This is a genomic window from Pseudomonas sp. ML2-2023-3 (assembly GCF_037055275.1).
GTDB lineage: Bacteria > Pseudomonadota > Gammaproteobacteria > Pseudomonadales > Pseudomonadaceae > Aquipseudomonas.
This window is the reverse complement of the sequence record NZ_CP146343.1, coordinates 1,880,768-1,899,534: the sequence shown is the minus strand read 5'-3', so window position 1 is coordinate 1,899,534 and position 18,767 is coordinate 1,880,768. Positions and strand designations below refer to the sequence as shown.

At 58.1% G+C, this 18,767-nt stretch carries 14 protein-coding genes and 3 tRNA genes; 14 read left to right on the top strand and 3 right to left on the bottom strand.

The window, feature by feature from the left end; all coding sequences use genetic code 11:
- The first annotated feature begins 12 nt into the window (after positions 1-12).
- Positions 13-771, top strand: coding sequence for an SDR family oxidoreductase (locus V6P94_RS08830; RefSeq protein ID WP_046808918.1), 759 nt, complete (start codon positions 13-15; stop codon positions 769-771).
- A 67-nt stretch (positions 772-838) separates the two neighbouring features.
- Here V6P94_RS08830 and V6P94_RS08825 read toward each other — a convergent pair whose 3' ends face one another.
- Entirely contained in the window at positions 839-1,852 is a 1,014-nt protein-coding gene (locus V6P94_RS08825; protein ID WP_326398362.1) for a DUF481 domain-containing protein, read from the bottom strand.
- A 151-nt stretch (positions 1,853-2,003) separates the two neighbouring features.
- Between V6P94_RS08825 and V6P94_RS08820 the strand changes: the two genes are divergently transcribed.
- The 4 genes from V6P94_RS08820 (at position 2,004) to V6P94_RS08805 (ending at position 6,734) form a co-directional block, all read left to right on the top strand.
- Positions 2,004-2,357 carry an MGMT family protein gene (locus V6P94_RS08820; RefSeq protein WP_133075805.1) on the top strand — a complete coding sequence of 118 codons (354 nt, stop codon included), beginning with the start codon at positions 2,004-2,006 and terminating at the stop codon, positions 2,355-2,357.
- A 42-nt stretch (positions 2,358-2,399) separates the two neighbouring features.
- Positions 2,400-3,944: an AmpG family muropeptide MFS transporter gene (locus V6P94_RS08815; RefSeq protein ID WP_133075806.1), complete on the top strand. Its 1,545-nt coding sequence runs from the start codon at positions 2,400-2,402 to the stop codon at positions 3,942-3,944.
- 103 nt (positions 3,945-4,047) lie between these two features.
- On the top strand, positions 4,048-5,763 hold the full coding sequence (locus V6P94_RS08810) for a proline--tRNA ligase (protein WP_326398363.1): 1,716 nt from the start codon (positions 4,048-4,050) through the stop codon (positions 5,761-5,763).
- 17 nt (positions 5,764-5,780) lie between these two features.
- Positions 5,781-6,734: a hypothetical protein gene (locus V6P94_RS08805; RefSeq protein ID WP_326398364.1), complete on the top strand. Its 954-nt coding sequence runs from the start codon at positions 5,781-5,783 to the stop codon at positions 6,732-6,734.
- Positions 6,735-6,852: 118 nt separating this feature from the next.
- Here the strand turns inward: V6P94_RS08805 and dinB are convergent, their stop codons facing one another.
- Entirely contained in the window at positions 6,853-7,914 is a 1,062-nt protein-coding gene (dinB, locus tag V6P94_RS08800; RefSeq protein ID WP_133075809.1) for a DNA polymerase IV, read from the bottom strand.
- A 289-nt stretch (positions 7,915-8,203) separates the two neighbouring features.
- Between dinB and V6P94_RS08795 the strand changes: the two genes are divergently transcribed.
- The 5 genes from V6P94_RS08795 (at position 8,204) to V6P94_RS08775 (ending at position 13,004) form a co-directional block, all read left to right on the top strand.
- A tRNA-Met gene (locus tag V6P94_RS08795) sits at positions 8,204-8,280 on the top strand.
- 226 nt (positions 8,281-8,506) lie between these two features.
- Positions 8,507-8,583, top strand: a tRNA-Met gene (locus V6P94_RS08790).
- Between the two features lie 162 nt (positions 8,584-8,745).
- A tRNA-Met gene (locus tag V6P94_RS08785) sits at positions 8,746-8,822 on the top strand.
- A gap of 259 nt (positions 8,823-9,081) precedes the next feature.
- Complete coding sequence (gene mprF / locus V6P94_RS08780; protein WP_133075810.1) at positions 9,082-11,724, top strand: bifunctional lysylphosphatidylglycerol flippase/synthetase MprF; 2,643 nt, start codon at positions 9,082-9,084, stop codon at positions 11,722-11,724.
- Positions 11,724-13,004 carry a virulence factor family protein gene (locus V6P94_RS08775; protein WP_133075811.1) on the top strand — a complete coding sequence of 427 codons (1,281 nt, stop codon included), beginning with the start codon at positions 11,724-11,726 and terminating at the stop codon, positions 13,002-13,004. Before mprF ends, V6P94_RS08775 begins: the two co-directional genes overlap by 1 nt.
- A gap of 167 nt (positions 13,005-13,171) precedes the next feature.
- On the opposite strand, the gene V6P94_RS08770 is transcribed toward V6P94_RS08775, so the two are convergent.
- Positions 13,172-15,073, bottom strand: coding sequence for a potassium transporter Kup (locus V6P94_RS08770; RefSeq protein WP_133075812.1), 1,902 nt, complete (start codon positions 15,071-15,073; stop codon positions 13,172-13,174).
- Between the two features lie 342 nt (positions 15,074-15,415).
- Here V6P94_RS08770 and rimO point away from each other — a divergent pair, with 342 nt between their 5' ends.
- The 4 genes from rimO (at position 15,416) to V6P94_RS08750 (ending at position 18,640) form a co-directional block, all read left to right on the top strand.
- The gene (rimO, locus tag V6P94_RS08765; RefSeq protein ID WP_133075814.1) at positions 15,416-16,756 is read left to right on the top strand and encodes a 30S ribosomal protein S12 methylthiotransferase RimO; all 1,341 of its coding nucleotides are present in this window, start codon (positions 15,416-15,418) and stop codon (positions 16,754-16,756) included.
- Between the two features lie 104 nt (positions 16,757-16,860).
- Positions 16,861-17,325, top strand: a complete 465-nt coding sequence (locus tag V6P94_RS08760; RefSeq protein ID WP_133075815.1) for a GNAT family N-acetyltransferase — start codon at positions 16,861-16,863, stop codon at positions 17,323-17,325.
- A gap of 71 nt (positions 17,326-17,396) precedes the next feature.
- Entirely contained in the window at positions 17,397-18,107 is a 711-nt protein-coding gene (locus V6P94_RS08755; protein WP_326398365.1) for an rRNA pseudouridine synthase, read from the top strand.
- Positions 18,108-18,178: 71 nt separating this feature from the next.
- Positions 18,179-18,640, top strand: coding sequence for a DUF1456 family protein (locus tag V6P94_RS08750; RefSeq protein ID WP_095003025.1), 462 nt, complete (start codon positions 18,179-18,181; stop codon positions 18,638-18,640).
- Positions 18,641-18,767 lie beyond the last annotated feature (127 nt).

The window sequence follows — 18,767 nt, the reverse complement described above, 5'->3', positions numbered from 1 at the left end:
ATCAGGGCACCCATGCAACTAAAAGACAAAGTAATCATTATCACTGGCGGCTGCCAAGGGCTGGGCCGTGCAATGGCTGAGTATCTGGCTGCCAAGGGCGCGAGGCTGGCACTGGTCGACCTCAATCCGGAAAAGCTTGAATTGGCGGTCGCGGCTTGTCAGGCACACGGTGTAGAGGCCCGCGCTTACCTGTGTAACGTCGCCGATGAAGAACAGGTTACGCAAACTGTTGCCCAGATTGCAGAAGATTTTGGCGCGATCAATGGTCTTGTAAACAACGCCGGCATTTTGCGCGACGGACTGCTGCTCAAGGTCAAGGACGGGGTGATGACCAAGATGAGCCTGGCGCAATGGCAGGCGGTGATCGACGTCAACCTGACGGGCGTTTTCCTGTGCACCCGTGAGGTCGCGGCAAAAATGATCGAGCTCAACAGTCAAGGCGCGATTATCAACATTTCGTCGATCTCGCGCGCCGGTAACGTAGGCCAGACCAACTACTCGGCAGCCAAGGCCGGAGTTGCCGCAGCCACGGTGACCTGGGCCAAAGAGCTGTCACGCTACGGCATTCGGGTGGCCGGGATTGCCCCAGGCTTTATCGAAACCGAAATGACCCTGGGCATGAAACCCGAAGCCCTCGAAAAGATGACTTCCGGCATCCCGTTGAAGCGCATGGGCAAGGTTGAAGAAATCGCCCATTCCGCGGCCTACATTTTTGAGAACGACTACTACACCGGGCGGATTCTGGAGCTTGATGGCGGCTTGCGAATCTAGAGCAACCTGTAGCCGCTGCCGAAGGAACGAGGCTGCGCTCCTTCGGCAGCGGCCACGACGTGAGCTATTACCAGGTCACGCCAAACCCCATGGTGTAGCGAGTCTTGTTGAGGGAGTTATCAGAGCCGCTTGAACCACCAATCAGGTCTTTCTCGGCCTTGAGATTGAGCGATGCCCACTCGGTCACCTTGTAACGCAAGCCTATTTCGGAATCGAGGCTGTAATCCGACGTACTCTCCAGCGACTTGCCCAACTCACCATTGGTGAAGATCGACACTGTCTTGCCCAGCAAGTAGCGGTTGTAATCCCACTTCATGGCCAGCGAGTAGAAGTTATCTTTTTTGCCGTCAGAATATTCATAGTCCGTGCGGTTGATCAGCGACCCCAGGGAGAACGCACCCAGCTCGTCATCCCAGAACTGATAGCCCGGACCAGTACCGATCGTGCGCTGGCGTGAAACGTCTTCGACCCGGTCACGGTTATAAGTCAGACGACCTTGCCAGTACCACTTTTCATCAATGAAGTGGTCAAGCGCGTATTCGGCAGTCCAGTTGTCCGTCGTGACAACATCGTTCTGAAACTCGCGGTTGTATTCGCCTTCTGCATGATGGCGCCAGGCACCGTGACGAGCAGTGGTCTTGAAGTCGATGTCGTAATCGTCGGTATCCTTGTCGGCCCGCTTGTAGTCCAGTGCCACATCGACATTGCCTTTCCAGACCAGGTCTTCAATCACTGGCTTGGGCTTGAGGATTTGCTGAATACTGGCCAGCTCTACGGTTTTCGGCGCTTCGCCATTGGCCAGGGTTACGTGGCCATCTTCGGCTGCCTGCAACGACTTGGCTTTCTCTCCGGTGTAGGCATCCTGCTTGACCAGCAGTTCCTGATCACTCTCAAGGGTTTTGACCTGTTTCCAGTCAATGGGCACGGCACCCGCGTATTCGGTCTGGATCAGCAACTTGCCACCGTCGAATACTTTGATCTTGCCGGTCAGACGGTCGCCATTTTTCAACCACACCGTATCGGCAAGCACGGGCGCAGTAAGACTCAGGGCAGCAAGGCATAACAGGGTTCTGGACAGCATAAGCAAATGCGAAACTCAGGAGTGCGAAAGAATGCCGGCATTATCCCCATGGACACGCCCTTGAGAAAGAAAGACCGGCTCATTGTGCTGGAGTTCCTTCTATAGTTGAGTTAACAGCGCAAGCCCCCTTTCCGCCGACCAGAAGCCCGCCGTGAGCACACTCATCGACACCCCTCAAAGCCCCGCCGAAATTCGCCGTACAGCACTGTATTCAACCTTGATGATGGTGCCCGCAGGTTATGTGGTGTCCTACGGCCAGCTTGCCGAACTGGCTGGTCTGGGTCGAGCTGCACGGTGGGTTGGGCGAACGCTTAGCCAACTCCCTGAAGGCACGCGCCTGCCCTGGCATCGGGTTCTTGCCGCTGGTGGCCGTATCAGTTTGCCAGCAGGTAGCCCGTCGGGTGATGAACAGCGTGCGCGTTTGCGCGCCGAGGGCCTGAGCATCATGAATAATCGCGTGGATATGCAACGTCATGGCTGGCGCCCGATAGAGCACTGCGGTTAGAGTGCGCCCTTTGTTTCCGCAACCAGAGGCAGACTCCAGTCCATGCCCCGTAAAACCTGGCGCGAAGCGCTAGCTGCCTATTCCAGCCCCTCAACCCTTGTGCTGTTACTGCTCGGTTTTGCCGCCGGTTTACCGTACATGCTGGTTTTTTCAACGCTCTCCGTGTGGCTGCGCGAAGCCGGTGTGGCCCGTGAAACCATTGGCTATGCCAGCCTGATCGGTCTGGCTTACGCCTTTAAATGGGTGTGGTCCCCGCTGCTGGACCAATGGCGTTTACCGCTGCTCGGAAAACTTGGCAGGCGTCGTTCATGGCTGGTGCTGTCGCAGTCGCTGGTGATCCTGGGCCTGATCGGCATGGGCTTTTGCGACCCGCAAAAACACCTCTCCTGGCTGATTGCCATCGCGGTGGTCGTGTCCTTCGCCTCGGCGACCCAGGACATCGCCGTGGATGCCTACCGGCTGGAAATCGCAGAAGACAATCGTCAGGCTGCGCTCGCTGCCAGTTATATGTCCGGCTATCGCGTGGCAGCCCTGCTGGCCACCGCAGGCGCCCTGTTCTTTGCCGAGGGCTTCGGCTCGACGGGCTTTAACTACAAACATTCGGCCTGGACCGGTACTTATGTGCTGTTCGGCCTGCTCATGGTGCCAGCACTGCTCACCACCCTGTTCATGCGCGAGCCCCCGGTACCGCTGCGCACCCAACTGTCGGCCGGGCGCTACAGTTTTGGCCATCAGCTGGCGTCTGTATTCGTACTGATCGTCTTGCTTGTTTCAGTACCGGCGATGTTCACGCAGCTCTACAACACCGATTTTGCAGGCGTCCTGTTCGAGGGCGTCAGCCCGATGACACTGGTGCTTGAAGACAGGGCATTTCTGCGCGCCATCCTGTACACGCTGCTCACGGTGCTGTGCCTCTCGACCTTTGGACGACGCGGGCTGGCGCCAGTCCTGACACCGGTTAATGACTTTATCCTGCGTTATCGCTGGCAAGCCCTTCTGCTGCTGGGCCTGATTGCCACTTACCGCATGTCTGACACGGTCATGGGCGTGATGGCCAACGTGTTCTATATCGACCAAGGGTTCACCAAGGATCAGATCGCCGGGGTCAGCAAGATTTTCGGCTTGATCATGACCCTCGTTGGCGCTGGCATGGGCGGTTTGCTTATCGTGCGCTTCGGCATTTTGCCGATCCTGCTGATTGGCGGGGCGGCATCAGCAAGCACCAACCTGCTATTTATGTTGCTGGCAGACATGGGCCCGAATCTGGACATGCTGATCGTCACTATCTCTCTCGACAACTTCAGCTCCGGCCTCGCCACCTCTGCATTCGTCGCCTATCTGTCCAGCCTGACAAACCTCAAGTTTTCGGCCACCCAGTACGCCCTGCTCAGTTCCATCATGCTACTGCTGCCGCGCCTGATGGGCGGCTATTCAGGGGTTCTGGTGGAAAAGTTCGGCTATCACAACTTCTTTATCATCACGGCACTGATGGGCATCCCTACCTTGCTGCTGATCAGCCTGCACTGGTTTCAGGAAAGCCGCCGGGCCCGCCAGAAGCCCGCTGTAGACCTCGAAAAACAGCCATAAATCTGCGGGGGAAGCACTCTCCCCCGCCCGCGCTGTACGCAAACTGATCTCGCCCGTACAATGCGAGGTCATTTCTAGTCATCAGCAACGGCCACGACTAACCATGCGCACCAGCCAATATTTGCTCGCCACACAGAAAGAAACGCCTTCCGATGCGGTCGTTATCAGCCACCAGCTGATGCTGCGCGCCGGCATGATTCGCAAACTTGCTTCCGGCCTGTACACCTGGCTGCCCATGGGCCTGCGGATCATGCGCAAGGCCGAAGCCATTGTTCGCGAAGAAATGAACGCTGCAGGTGCTCTTGAAGTGCTGATGCCGAGCATCCAGCCAGCTGAGCTGTGGCAGGAATCCGGTCGCTGGGAAGAATACGGCGCCGAACTGCTGCGCCTGAAAGATCGCCATGGTCGCGAGTTCTGCGTAGGCCCGACCCACGAAGAAGTCATCACCGACCTGTGCCGCAACGAGCTCAACAGCTACAAGCAGTTGCCGATCAATCTGTACCAGATCCAGACCAAATTCCGTGACGAAACCCGCCCGCGCTTCGGCTTGATGCGCGGCCGCGAGTTCATCATGAAGGACGCCTACTCCTTCCACGTCGACAACGCTTCGCTGCAGGTCACTTATGACCGCATGCACCAGGCCTACTGCAATGTATTCACCCGCCTGGGCCTAAACTTCCGTCCGGTTGAAGCTGACAACGGCTCCATCGGCGGCGCCGGTTCCCACGAGTTCCACGTTCTGGCCGAGTCTGGCGAAGACGACATCGTGTTCAGCAATGGTTCCGACTACGCGGCCAACATCGAAAAAGCCGAAGCCGTTCCAGTCGAAACCTCGCGCCCTGCTGCCACCCAGGAGCTGCGCCTGGTCGACACGCCAGATGCCAAGACCATCGCCCAACTGGTCGAAGGCTATGATCTGGCCATCGAAAAAACCGTCAAGACCCTGATCGTTCACGCCGCCGAAGAAGGCAAGCTGATCGCACTCGTTATTCGCGGTGATCACGAACTTAACGAAATCAAGGCTGGTAACCACCCGCTGGTAGCAAGCCCGCTGGTCATGGCTTCGGACGCAGAACTACGTGACGCCATCGGCGCCGGTGCAGGCTCCCTGGGCCCTCTGAACCTGCCGCTGCCGTGCATCATTGACCGTTCGGTCGAATTGATGAGCGACTTCGGCGTGGGCGCCAACATTGATGACAAGCACTACTTCGGCGTGAACTGGGAACGCGACCTGCCGGTTCCGACCGTTGCCGACCTGCGCAACGTGGTCGCTGGCGACCCGAGCCCGGATGGCAAGGGCACACTGGAAATCAAGCGCGGCATCGAAGTGGGTCACATCTTCCAGCTGGGCACCAAGTACAGCGAAGCGATGAAGTGCCAGGTGCTGGGCGAAAACGGCAAGCCGGTAACCCTGGCAATGGGTTGCTACGGCATCGGTGTTTCCCGCGTCGTGGCAGCAGCCATCGAGCAGAACAACGACGAGCGCGGCATTATCTGGAGCGATGCCCTGGCACCTTTCCAGGTCGCACTGGTTCCACTGCGCTACGAGACCGAAGCCGTACGCGAAGCCACCGACAAGCTCTATGCCGAACTGACGGCCGCAGGCTTTGAAGTGCTACTGGACGACCGCGACAAGAAAACCAGCCCGGGTATCAAGTTCGCCGACATGGAACTGATCGGCATCCCTCACCGGATCGTGGTCAGTGACCGTGGCCTTGCAGAAGGCAATCTGGAATACAAGAGCCGCACCGAAGCAGAGCCTCAAGCCCTGCCCGTTGCTGATGTGCTTGCCTTCCTTCAAGCCCGTATCGCTCGCTGAAACCAGATAGAGGCGTCATGTTCAAGCGAAGTACCTTAACCCTCGCAGGTGCCGCCATGTGCGGCACCTTGCTGCTGAGCGGCTGTGCCAATCACATGTCGCAACGCAGTGAGCACGAGGAGCGAATCGAGCGAAAGCTGCTCGCCCACAGCCTCCTGATCGATGTTGGCTCGCCAGCAGTGCTTGAGCTGCCGCAACGCCGTGTGCGCATCAATGAACAGAAGACCTTTGAGGTCACCGAGTTCGATGTCACGCGCCATTACGACCGCTACACCCCGTACCAGCCCTGGCGCGAAGTCTATGAGATTCCGCTGGGGGCGGTGGCTATCGTCGCAGGGGTGGGTGCCAATGTGCTTAACGTGTTCATGTTCGGGCAACTTCCTGACAGCGTGACCAAAGACTGGATCAACTACGGCTTTGCGGGCATCAACCCTGCAATGAACGTGCAGTCCCACGGTCGCGCCGAACAGAACCTGGCCGGTATTGATGATGTTCAGCGCGACAAGCGCCTGGAGTATTCAAGCTTGCCCTGGTCGGAACGCCCGGTTGTGGTCAAGGCTGGCAAGCAGACTCATGAGCTGACGACTGATCGCAACGGTGTATTGCGCCTCAACCTGCTGGACAGCCCTTTTGCCGAGCAAGACCTCAATCACATCGGCAAGCTGACCATCATGGTTGAAGACGCTCAGGACGAGACCCACTCGAACTCAACCCTGTCGATCAGCAGCAACCTGCGTGGCAAGCTGCTTGAAGCGCACAACCTGATCTACGACGACCTGGAGGGCGACGACGTCAACCAATGGGTACATCGGGTCAAGCGCTTGTCGGAACTGGGACTGGAAGAAGAAGCCAGCGAGCTGGAACAAAGCCTGATCGAACTCACACGCAACGATCCCGAGCTACAACGTGAGTTCCTTCATTCTCTGACCAAGGATGCCGGGCGGCTGGTGGCGGATCCGGGCGTCAGCTGACACATGCCCTTGTAGTCGCTGCCGCAGGCTGCGAGAAGGGCCGCAGGCTCTTCGTGTTTTGGGGCCGCTTCGCACCCCATCGCAGCCTCGTACCTCGTCAGCGACTACAGTTATTTGCCTACCCCTTGAACAGCTCCAGCTGCTCAAACCCGCTGTTCAAATCCTGTAAACGCACACCAAGCCCGAGCAATCGAACGGGCTTGGCGCCGCGTGCAAACGCCTGGCTCAACAATCCCTCATAACTCTCAAGGTCACGCCCGGCACCGGACTGCTCCAGTGTGGTCTGGGTAAAATCGTGGAATTTGACTTTGACGAACGGCTTGCCTGGACGATAACTGCTGTCTATACGTGCAATGCGGCGAGTCAGCGTCTCCAGCAACTCCGGTAGTTTTTCCAGGCAACTGGCCAGATCCGGCAAATCGGTATCGTAGGTATTTTCCACGCTAACAGACTGACGTCGACTGTCGCTCTGCACCAGACGGTCATCAATCCCCCGCGACAACCCCCACAATCGCTCACCGAAACTGCCGAACTCACGCACAAGTGCCAGTTTGTTCCAGTCACGCAACTGCAGGCAGGTCTCAATCCCCAACCGCCCCAGCTTGTCCGCCGTGACCTTGCCCACGCCATGCAACTTGTTGACTGGCAACGCCGACACGAAATCTTCAACGTGATCCGGAGTAATGACGAACAGCCCATTGGGCTTCTTCCAGTCGCTGGCAATTTTGGCCAGAAACTTGTTCGGTGCTACACCCGCCGAGACGGTGATGTGCAGTTGATTGGAGACCCTGCGCCGAATTTCCTGGGCAATGCGCGTGGCACTGCCCGAAAAATGCGGGCTATCAGACACATCCAGGTAAGCCTCATCCAATGACAGCGGCTCTATCAAGTCGGTGTAATCGCGCAAAATGCCGTGGATTTCTTTCGACGCTTCTTTATAGGCATCCATCCTGCCGTTAACGATGATCAGATCCGGGCACAGTTTGAGTGCATGCCGGGACGCCATCGCCGAGCGCACACCATAAGCCCGCGCCTCGTAGTTACAGGTCGAGATTACCCCCCGACGGTCAGCCGAACCCCCGACTGCCATCGGCTTGTTTGCCAGGCTCGGGTCATCGCGCATCTCAATAGCGGCATAGAAACAGTCACAGTCGACGTGGATGATTTTGCGCTGCGTCATGTAAGGCGACGTTCTTCAGGGGAGTAGGCAATGCGGATTGCCAGTATGTCACCACCAACTGTATATAGCACCAGTGGTCTCGACTCTCCCCGACAGACGCGGGAAATATCGCCATTGAATTTGTTTTTTCAATCGAATCTTGCCCGTCAATAGAGCCACACCCCATATGGAACATGGCCTGCAGGCCTTTTTACAACCGGATTTTCTATCTAACCAATTGACGCAGAACGAATTTTTCTAAATTAAGGTTTGACAGCCCAGCGGATCGCTGTAGAATCCACCCCACAGACGCGGGATGGAGCAGTCTGGTAGCTCGTCGGGCTCATAACCCGAAGGTCGTCGGTTCAAATCCGGCTCCCGCAACCAAACATCGAAAAAGGCTACTCGAAAGAGTGGCCTTTTTTGTGCGCGCCTGTTTTGTAGCTCGCCTGACTTGCGACGGCTTCGCCGCCGAACGCAGCCTTCGTTCCTCGGCAGCTGCAACAGACCGAACTGCCCCCACCCAAAAACAGGCCTGTTTTGATCTTATTCAGGTCATTTATGCATTAAAGGTTGACTCCCCCACTCATCACTGTAGAGTGCGCCCCACAGACGCGGGATGGAGCAGTCTGGTAGCTCGTCGGGCTCATAACCCGAAGGTCGTCGGTTCAAATCCGGCTCCCGCAACCAAACATTAAAAGGCTACTCGAAAGAGTGGCCTTTTTTGTGCCCGGGTGTTTTACCCGCCTTCTGCACGTCACGAGCCGGAGGAATTAAAACCGGGTATTTCAACCGCTTACGACATTTAAGGTTGACACCCGCACGATCCTCTGTAGAATGCGCCCACACAGACGCGGGATGGAGCAGTCTGGTAGCTCGTCGGGCTCATAACCCGAAGGTCGTCGGTTCAAATCCGGCTCCCGCAACCAAACATCAAAAAAGGCTACTCGAAAGAGTGGCCTTTTTTGTGCGCGCTCGAAAAGTATGGGGAAAACGGTTATTGACGCTCAACGTCATATTCCTGAAAGTCCCGTCGTCTATGCTGTCCGGCAATAATTACCCTTTTTGTACAGGCCAAACCTGAACCTCAGGCAAACAGCCAAACATATTTAGAAATATTTTCACCAAAAGGATTGGTAACTTGAGCCTATGCCTCCATCCTATCGCGCACGATCCACGAGGTGATTGATGCCCGATAATTCGCCAGAACTTAAAGAAGCCGTCACAGCAGCCCACCCGATTGCCGCAACTCGTTTGCGCTGGCTGGATTTGCTGAGCAAGTATCGCCAACCCATTGGTCTGGCAATCACTTTGTTGCTGTTTGCGATAGCACTGATTGCCTGTCGCCACCTGCTCAGCGAACTTGACCTGTACGCCCTGCACGACTCGATCCTGGAAGTCCCCAAGCCCGCCCTCCTCGGTGCAGTGGCCGCGACTGCCGTGGGCTTTGTGATACTGCTGGGGTATGAGTGGTCCGCCAGCCGGTATGCCGGGGTCAAGCTGCCACCTAAAACCCTGGCATTGGGCGGCTTCACCGCCTTTGCCATCGGCAATGCCATCGGCCTGTCGCTGCTGTCCGGCGGCTCCGTGCGATATCGCCTGTATGCACGTCATGGCGTAGGCGCATCAGAAGTCGCCCACATGACGCTGTTCGCCAGCCTGTCACTGGGCTGTGCCTTGCCGCCACTGGCAGCACTGGCAACGTTGAGCAACTTGCCCGCCGCCTCCGCCGCCCTGCACATCCCGGCTTATATACTGGGTGCAATTGCTTTCGCGGTTCTGGCCCTGTTCGGGTTATTGGCACTCGGCATCTATCGCCGCCGCCTTCCTGAGCAACCGATCCCGGACAACCTGCTGGTAAAGGCCGGGCGTCGCACATTACGCTTGCCAAGCCCGCGCCTGACCTTCCTGCAATTAGTCATTACAGCCCTGGACGTCGCTGCAGCGGCCACCGTGCTGTATTTGCTGCTACCCGAAGCGCCACCTTTTGGCGCCTTTATGCTGGTGTATCTGTTGGCGCTGGCTGCTGGCGTACTCAGCCACGTGCCCGGCGGTGTCGGGGTTTTCGAAGCCATCCTGCTGGCCGCCTTTGCCGACAAACTCGGCGCAGCACCTCTGGCGGCTGCCCTGCTGCTGTACCGCATGATCTATGTGATCCTGCCGCTGCTGATTGCCTGCCTGCTGCTGTTGCTGAACGAAGCCCAACGCCTGATCCATACCCGACAAAGCCTGCGGGTTGCCTCGGGCCTGGCCGCTCCGGTTCTGGCGGTCCTGGTATTTATGTCCGGCGTGGTGCTGCTGTTTTCCGGGGCCACTCCCGAAATTGACACACGCCTTGAGCACATCGGCTTTCTGATCCCGCACCGCCTGATTGACGCATCACACTTTGGCGCCAGCCTGATCGGCGTGCTGTGTCTGTTGCTTGCCCAAGGCCTGCGCCGGCGCCTGTCCGCTGCCTGGATGCTGACCACGATTCTGCTGCTGGTCGGCGCCGTGCTTTCCCTGCTCAAAGGCTTTGACTGGGAAGAAGCCACTATCCTGGTCCTGACCGCCAGCCTGCTGGGGCTGTTCCGCCGCTCGTTTTACCGTCCGAGCCGCCTGACCGAGTTGCCGTTTTCACCCCTGTATCTGGTGGCCAGTGTCTGCGTGCTGGGCGCCTCGATCTGGCTGTTGCTGTTCGCCTATCAGGACGTTCCTTACAGCCATCAACTGTGGTGGCAGTTCACCCTCGACTCGGACGCCCCACGGGGCCTGCGCTCGTTGCTGGGCGCAGCCGTGCTGCTGGTGATCGTGTCGCTGACCTGGCTATTGCGTACCGCACGCCCGGTGATTCACCTGCCCGATGCCGCAGAGCTGGAAAAAGCCGGGAAAATCATCCTGGCCTCCGACCAGCCCGATGGTGGCCTGGCCCTGACCGGCGACAAGGCCCTGCTGTTCCACCCGGATGAAAATGCCTTCCTGATGTACGCCCGCCGCGGGCGCAGCCTGGTAGCGCTGTACGACCCGATTGGACCACCCCAGCAGCGTGCCGAGCTGATCTGGCAATTTCGCGACCTGTGCGACACCTTTCACGCCCGCCCCGTGTTCTATCAGGTCCGCGCCGAGAACCTGCCGTTTTACATGGACATTGGCCTGACCGCGATCAAGCTCGGAGAAGAAGCCCGGGTCGACTTGCACCGCTTTGATCTCGAAGCCAAGGGCAAAGAGATGAAAGACCTGCGCTACACCTGGAACCGTGGCACCCGTGACGGTCTGTCACTGGAAATCCACGAACCGGGTGAGGCCCCGATGGATGAACTCAAGGCCATTTCGGATGCCTGGCTTACCGGCAAAAACGTACGGGAAAAAGGCTTCTCCCTGGGTCGCTTCAGCGAGGACTACATCAAGCACTTTCGCGTGGCAATTATTCGCTTTGAAGGCAAGCCGGTAGCCTTCGCCAACCTGCTTGAAACCCACAGCCATGAGCTGTCGAGCCTCGACCTGATGCGCTCACACCCCGAAGCGCCAAAACTGACCATGGAATTCATGATGGTGGGTTTGATTCAGCATTATAAAAAGCATGGATACGCACGTTTCAGCCTGGGAATGGTACCTCTGTCCGGCCTGCAACCCCGACGCGGCGCACCGTTGACCCAGCGTCTGGGGTCGATGCTGTTCCAGCGCGGCGAGCACCTGTACAACTTCCAGGGTTTGCGCCGCTTCAAAGATAAATTCCAGCCCGACTGGGAACCTCGTTATATGGCCGTGCCCGCCGGACTTGATCCGCTGGTAGCGCTGGCTGATACCGCCGCCCTGATTGCAGGCGGCTTGACTGGATTGGTGAAACGTTAATGAAACATCGTTCCTGGCGGTTTTTGTTGCTTGCCTTGATAGTTCTGGTCGCACTGGCTGCAGGCGGCTATTGGTTCTGGAATCGCCCCGCGCCTGAGCCAACAATTGAACACCTGAGTCAAACCGATGGCTCGACCCTGACCAACGTCACTCCCGGTCAGAAAGCCCTGGCCCGGGTGGTGATCGCCACCCCCGCCGAAGAAGCGCTCAATGACAAGCAGTTAGTGGCCTTGAGCCGTGGCGGCAAAGCACAGGTCGTGCAGGTGATTCTGCCCAAAGATGATTGCACCCTGCAGCAGCAAGCCCTGCAAACTGCACTGCAACAACTCAAGGGCCCAGCGACGCTGGTCAGCGGTATCGGTCCGGGTGCAACCCTGGCTTGGCGCTGGCTGGCCGAGCAGACCAATGACAAGGCCCAGGCCGTGTCGGTCGGTTTCAAACTTGAAGAGCCCGGCTGCGCCCTGCCCGTTCCAAAAACCGCTGCCCACGGCAACTGGCTGGTGGCCTGGAACGACAACCCTGACGACCCGAGCGCTGCGTTCGTACGTGATCAACCAAACGCTCAGACCAGCATCAGCGACTACGACATTCATTACCCGCAGGTACTGAGCAACGAACTGCGCAAAATACTGGTAGGCGATGAAAACGGCGGGTTGAGCATGCCGGTGGTCGAAGTGCCCGCAGGCCAGCAAAACAGCACCGTAACCCTGTTCCTGTCCGGTGACGGTGGCTGGCGAGACCTGGACCGCGATGTGGCCGGTGAAATGGCCAAGATCGGCTACCCGGTGGTCGGCATCGACATGCTGCGCTACTACTGGCAGCACAAAACACCCGAGCAAAGCGCCACCGACCTGACCGAACTGATGCAGCATTACCGTCAGAAGTGGGGCACCCAGCGCTTTGTACTGGTGGGCTACTCGTTTGGTGCTGACGTTTTGCCTGCCACTTACAATCGCTTGCCTGAAGCCGAGCAAAAGCGGGTCGACGCCATCATGCTCCTGGCATTTGCCCGCAGTGGCAGCTTTGAGATCCATGTCGATGGCTGGCTCGGCAAAGCCGGCGCTGAAGCCGATACGGGCGAGGAAATGTCCAAGCTGCCTGCCAGCAAAGTGGTATGCATCTATGGCGCAGAAGAGGTGGATGAAAGCGGCTGCACCGCCAAGACAGCCGTAGGCGAAAGCCTGAAACTGCCCGGCGGACACCACTTCGACGAAAACTACCCGGCCCTGGCCCAGCGCCTCGTAGACCTGATCAAGAAGCATCAGACGACTGCCGAGTAAGCAACCTGTGGGAGCGGGCTTGCTCGCGATGGGTGCGCTGCGGTTTATCAGGCAAACCGCGGCGCCTGTATCGCGAGCAAGCCCGCTCCCACAAAAACGCCTCCCTCCTGCACAAAAAAGCCCCGACTCTCACGAGCCGGGGCTTTTTATTGGCGACCTGAACGCGACTACATCTCGACCTGGGTCCCCAGCTCGATAACCCGGTTAAGTGGCAGCTTGAAGAAGCGCAAGTTGCTGTTGGCGTTCTTGAGCATGAACGCGAACAACCCTTCTCGCCAACGCGCCATACCCACCAGCTTGGACGCAATCACCGTCTCCCGGCTAAGGAAGTAAGTGGTACGCATAGGGCTGAAATCCAGCTCATCGAGATGGCACAGCTTCAACGCCTCAGGCACATCCGGCTCGTCCATGAAACCAAAGTGCAGGATCACCCGAAAGAAGCCATCTCCATACGAATCCACCTCGAAACGCCGCGAAGCAGGGACCCGGGGCGAATCTTCGTTGACCACCGTCAGCAATACCACTTGCTCGTGCAGCACCTGGTTATGCAGCAGGTTGTGCAACAGCGCATGGGGCACCGCGTCCGGACGGGCCGTCAGAAACACCGCAGTCCCTTGAACCCGATGCGGCGGTTGCACCCGGATACTGCTGATAAACAGCGGTAACGGCAGCGCACTTTCGTCAAGGCGATCCACCAGCAGTTGCTTGCCGCGACGCCAAGTGGTCATCAGGATAAACAGCACAATCCCCGCCAGCACCGGGAAGGCCCCGCCCTGCACAATTTTTGGCACGTTGGCGGCAAAGAACAGACCGTCCACCAACAGAAAGCCAATCAGTACAGGCACTGCCAGAATCGGCGGCCACTTCCACAGCAACAGCATCACCGCCGACACCAGAATACTGGTGATCAACATGGTGCCGGTCACCGCCACCCCGTAGGCCGACGCCAGGGCCCCCGAGGATTCAAAGCCCAGTACCAGCAAAATCACCCCGACCATCAGCGACCAGTTCACCGCACCGATGTAAATCTGCCCCTGCTCGGCACTGGAGGTGTGCTGGATATGCATGCGCGGGATATAACCGAGCTGAATCGCCTGGTGGGTCAGGGAGAAGGCCCCGGAAATCACTGCCTGGGAGGCAATCACCGTGGCCAGCGTGGCCAGGCCTACCAGAGGAATCAGCGCCCAGGCGGGTGCCAGCAAATAGAACGGGTTACGGGCAGCCTCGGGGTTTTCCAGAAGCAGAGCACCCTGCCCGAAGTAATTGAGCACCAACGCAGGCAACACCAGGATGAACCAGGCCCGGGCTATCGGCTTGCGCCCAAAGTGGCCCATGTCGGCATACAGCGCTTCAGCGCCGGTCAACGCCAGCACCACGGCGCCCAGAATGGCCACGCCCATACCGGGGTGCGAGACGAAGAAACGCACGCCCCACACGGGGTTCAGCGCATTGAGCACCTCAGGATGTTGAGCGATGCCATGAATACCGAGCCCGCCCAACACGACGAACCACAGCACCATGATCGGACCGAACAGCTTGCCCAGAGTGGCTGTGCCACGGCGCTGGATCAAAAACAGCGCCACCAGCACGATCAGGGCCAGCGGCACGACCCAGCGCTCCAGCCCGCTGAACGCCAGTTCAAGCCCTTCGACCGCTGACAATACCGAGATCGCCGGAGTAATCATGCTATCGCCGTAAAACAGCGAAGCACCGATCAGCCCCAGGATCACCAACACCGAACGCAGCTTGGGATAGGGCGAAGCAGCACGCCGCGCCAATGCGGTCAGGGCCATGATGCCGCCCTCACCTTCGTTGTCTGCCCGCAGAATGAACAGCACATACTTGATCGAGACCACCCAGATCAGCGACCACAGAATCAACGCCAGAATTCCGAACACACCGTCATGGTTGACTTGCACTCCATACCCGCCGGAAAACACCTCCTTGAGGGTGTACAGGGGGCTGGTACCAATATCGCCGTACACCACGCCGACCGCTGCAACCAGCATCCCTATGGGCCTGGCCTTTGAGTGACCGTCTTCTGCCGCCTGACTACTTGCCTGCCCCATCAACCACCCCTACGACCATGGACCGCGTTTCTTAATGGTTTGCGCTACATTTGATCAGCAGCATGCGCTGATTTTGCGAATCTGATCCACGAAATTCGGGTGATTGAAAACCCTGTTTTCGCGACGGCGCGCAGCATAGCGCAGCACTCGTCGTAAATCCCCGTATAACGCTGGTCAAGTACGTTGACCATAGCTAAAATTGCGCACTTTTTTTGATCAGAGGCGCACAAGAGCCTGTTACCGCTTGGTTGATAATTTCAACAGAGCGCCAGCAGGCCCAAAGCGCCCGTTCGTCGTGCAGCCTTTACGGGCATGTAACGTCACTACATACCGAGGTTCGCCATGTCCACCGTTACCACCAAGCCAGCCAACCCGAAGGTTGGCTTTGTTTCCCTGGGTTGCCCGAAAGCGCTGGTCGACTCCGAACGCATCCTTACGCAGCTGCGTATGGAAGGCTACGACGTCGTCTCCACCTACCAGGACGCTGACGTCGTTGTGGTCAACACCTGCGGCTTCATCGACAGCGCGAAAGCTGAATCCCTGGAAGTGATCGGTGAAGCCATCAAGGAAAACGGCAAGGTCATCGTGACCGGCTGCATGGGTGTCGAAGAAGGCAACATCCGCAACGTGCACCCAAGCGTGCTCGCCGTGACCGGCCCGCAGCAGTACGAGCAAGTGGTCAACGCCGTGCACCAGGTGGTGCCACCGCGCCAGGATCACAACCCGCTGATCGATCTGGTGCCGCCTCAAGGCATCAAGCTGACGCCGCGTCACTACGCCTACCTGAAGATTTCCGAAGGCTGCAACCACAGCTGCAGCTTCTGCATCATCCCGTCGATGCGCGGCAAGCTGGTCAGCCGTCCGGTGGGTGACGTCCTCGACGAAGCCCAGCGCCTGGTCAAGGCTGGCGTAAAAGAACTGCTGGTGATTTCCCAGGACACCAGCGCCTACGGCGTTGATGTTAAGTACCGTACCGGTTTCTGGAACGGCGCCCCGGTCAAGACCCGCATGACCGAACTCTGCGAAGCGCTTAGCTCGCTGGGTGTGTGGGTCCGCCTGCACTACGTTTACCCGTACCCGCACGTTGACGAACTGATCCCGCTGATGGCCGCCGGCAAGATCCTGCCGTACCTGGACATCCCGTTCCAGCACGCCAGCCCCAAAGTGCTCAAGGCCATGAAACGCCCTGCGTTTGAAGACAAGACCCTGGCCCGCATCAAAAACTGGCGCGTGATCTGTCCGGACCTGATTATCCGTTCGACCTTCATCGTCGGCTTCCCGGGTGAAACCGAAGAAGACTTCCAGTACCTGCTCGACTGGCTGACCGAAGCGCAACTGGATCGCGTGGGTTGCTTCCAGTACTCGCCAGTAGAAGGCGCCCCCGCCAACCTGCTGGACGCGGCCATCGTGCCGGACGACGTCAAGCAGGATCGCTGGGACCGCTTCATGGCCCACCAACAGGCCATCAGCGCCGCACGCCTGCAGATGAAAATCGGCAAGGAAATCGAAGTCCTGATCGACGAAGTTGATGAGCAAGGCGCTGTTGGCCGCTGCTTCTTCGACGCACCGGAAATCGACGGCAACGTGTTTATTGCTACCGAAAAAGACATCAAGCCGGGTGACAAGATCATGTGTCGCGTCACCGACGCCGACGAGTATGACTTGTGGGCTGAAGTGATCTAAACCGCAACTGCCTCTCAAAAAGCCCTGCCGCACTCGCGCCAGGGCTTTTTTTACGACTATCGTTAATCCATCGCTATCCCAACCTGTGTCAGGAGACACGCTTGATGCAACAACAATGGGTTATTCATACGCCACGCCTTACAGACTTCGATGAACTGACCGACGTGTGGGAAGCATCGGTACGGGCTACCCACGACTTTTTGCCTGACAGCTATATCCAACTGTTACGGGGTCTGGTCAAAGATCAATACCTGGATGCCGTGATGCTGATCTGCTGCAAGGATCCCGTCAGCAAACGCATAACCGGCTTTGCGGGCGTAGCGGGAGGCAAGGTGGAAATGCTGTTTATCCACCCCGATTACCGGGGCCAAGGCATAGGCAGGTGCCTGCTGATGTTCGCCATCAACGAACTGAATGCCGAGCGCCTCGACGTCAACGAGCAGAACCCGCAAGCCATTGGCTTCTACCTCAAGCAAGGTTTTGAGGTCACCGGGCGCTGCGAAAAAGACGGCCTGGGCCAACCGTATCCATTGCTGCACCTGCGGTATAAACGCCCAGCACGTGCATAAGGCAAATGTTGCCGGGCTTAACCGGCGCCAGGCGGGTACAATAGCCGCCCAATTCCTATACGGCCCCTGTCATGTCTGAACCGATACGTCTCTCCAAACGCCTCATCGAACTCGTCGGCTGCTCCCGCCGTGAGGCCGAACTGTTCATTGAAGGTGGCTGGGTCACGGTAGATGGCGAAGTCATCGACGAGCCGCAATTCAAGGTCGACAGCCAAAAAGTCGAGCTGGACCCAGAGGCCAAGGCTACTGCGCCAGAACCGGTGACCATTTTGTTGAACGCCCCGGCGGGCCTGGACACTGATAGCGCCCTGGCGTTGATCGGCCCTGAAACCCTGAGCGAGGAGCACCGTTTCGGCAAGCGCCCGCTAAAAGGCCACTTCCTGCGCCTGAGCGTTGGCAACGAGCTGCAAGCCAACGCCAGCGGCCTGCTGGTGTTTACTCAAGACTGGAAAATCGTGCGCAAGCTTACGGCCGATGCCAACAAGATCGAGCAGGAGTACGTGGTTGAAGTCTCTGGCGAGATGGCACCCCACGGTTTGAACCGCCTCAATCATGGCATGACCTACAAGGGTCGCGAGCTGCCTGCGGTCAAGGCCAGCTGGCAGAGTGAAAACCGCCTGCGCTTTGCGATGAAAAATCCGCAGCCGGGGGTCATTGCACTCTTCTGCCAGGCCGTCGGCCTGACGGTCATCTCTATCCGCCGGATCCGTATTGGTGGCGTGTCGATGGGTAAATTGCCCGTTGGCCAATGGCGCTACATGAGCGCCAAAGAAAAGTTCTAAGCCCCACACCGAACATTTCGACACCGCAGCAATGCCTGCGGTGCTCACTGCTGAATATCAGGATTACCCACATGATTCATAACGACGTACTGCGTAGCGTGCGCTACATGCTCGACATCAGCGACAACAAGGTTGTAGAAATCATCAAGCTTGGTGGTCTTGAAGTCACCAAGGAAGACGTACTGACCTACCTGAAAAAAGACGAAGAAGAAGGCTTTGTTCGTTGCCCTGACGACGTGATGGCGCACTTTCTTGATGGCCTGGTGATCTTCAAGCGCGGCAAGGACGAAAGCCGTGCACCGATGCCTGTTGAGCTGCCGGTGACCAACAACATCATCCTGAAAAAACTGCGCGTGGCCTTCGAACTCAAGGAAGACGACATGCACGCCATCCTCAAGGCTGCTGGTTTTCCGGTATCCAAGCCTGAGCTGAGCGCCTTGTTCCGCAAGTTCGGCCACACCAACTACCGCACCTGTGGCGACCAGTTGCTGCGCAACTTCCTGAAAGGCCTGACCCTGCGCGTTCGCGACTGAAAACACTATCGCTTTTGTAGTCGCTGCCGCAGGCTGCGATAAGATCTGAAAGATCTTCAAGTCCTTATCTACCAAGGGCCGCTGCCGCAGCCCATCGCAGCCTGCGGCAGCGACTACAAGGTTTCTT

Excerpts from the sequence above, each read along its gene's own strand:
- rimO (WP_133075814.1), top strand. The coding sequence starts at position 15,416 with ATGTCCACCGTTACCACCAAGCCAGCCAACCCGAAGGTTGGCTTTGTT.
- V6P94_RS08755 (WP_326398365.1), top strand. The coding sequence starts at position 17,397 with ATGTCTGAACCGATACGTCTCTCCAAACGCCTCATCGAACTCGTCGGC.
- V6P94_RS08830 (WP_046808918.1), top strand. The coding sequence starts at position 13 with ATGCAACTAAAAGACAAAGTAATCATTATCACTGGCGGCTGCCAAGGG.
- V6P94_RS08825 (WP_326398362.1), bottom strand. The coding sequence starts at position 1,852 with ATGCTGTCCAGAACCCTGTTATGCCTTGCTGCCCTGAGTCTTACTGCG.
- V6P94_RS08770 (WP_133075812.1), bottom strand. The coding sequence starts at position 15,073 with ATGGGGCAGGCAAGTAGTCAGGCGGCAGAAGACGGTCACTCAAAGGCC.
- V6P94_RS08810 (WP_326398363.1), top strand. The coding sequence starts at position 4,048 with ATGCGCACCAGCCAATATTTGCTCGCCACACAGAAAGAAACGCCTTCC.
- dinB (WP_133075809.1), bottom strand. The coding sequence starts at position 7,914 with ATGACGCAGCGCAAAATCATCCACGTCGACTGTGACTGTTTCTATGCC.
- V6P94_RS08750 (WP_095003025.1), top strand. The coding sequence starts at position 18,179 with ATGATTCATAACGACGTACTGCGTAGCGTGCGCTACATGCTCGACATC.
- V6P94_RS08815 (WP_133075806.1), top strand. The coding sequence starts at position 2,400 with ATGCCCCGTAAAACCTGGCGCGAAGCGCTAGCTGCCTATTCCAGCCCC.
- V6P94_RS08775 (WP_133075811.1), top strand. The coding sequence starts at position 11,724 with ATGAAACATCGTTCCTGGCGGTTTTTGTTGCTTGCCTTGATAGTTCTG.
- V6P94_RS08760 (WP_133075815.1), top strand. The coding sequence starts at position 16,861 with ATGCAACAACAATGGGTTATTCATACGCCACGCCTTACAGACTTCGAT.
- V6P94_RS08805 (WP_326398364.1), top strand. The coding sequence starts at position 5,781 with ATGTTCAAGCGAAGTACCTTAACCCTCGCAGGTGCCGCCATGTGCGGC.
- mprF (WP_133075810.1), top strand. The coding sequence starts at position 9,082 with ATGCCCGATAATTCGCCAGAACTTAAAGAAGCCGTCACAGCAGCCCAC.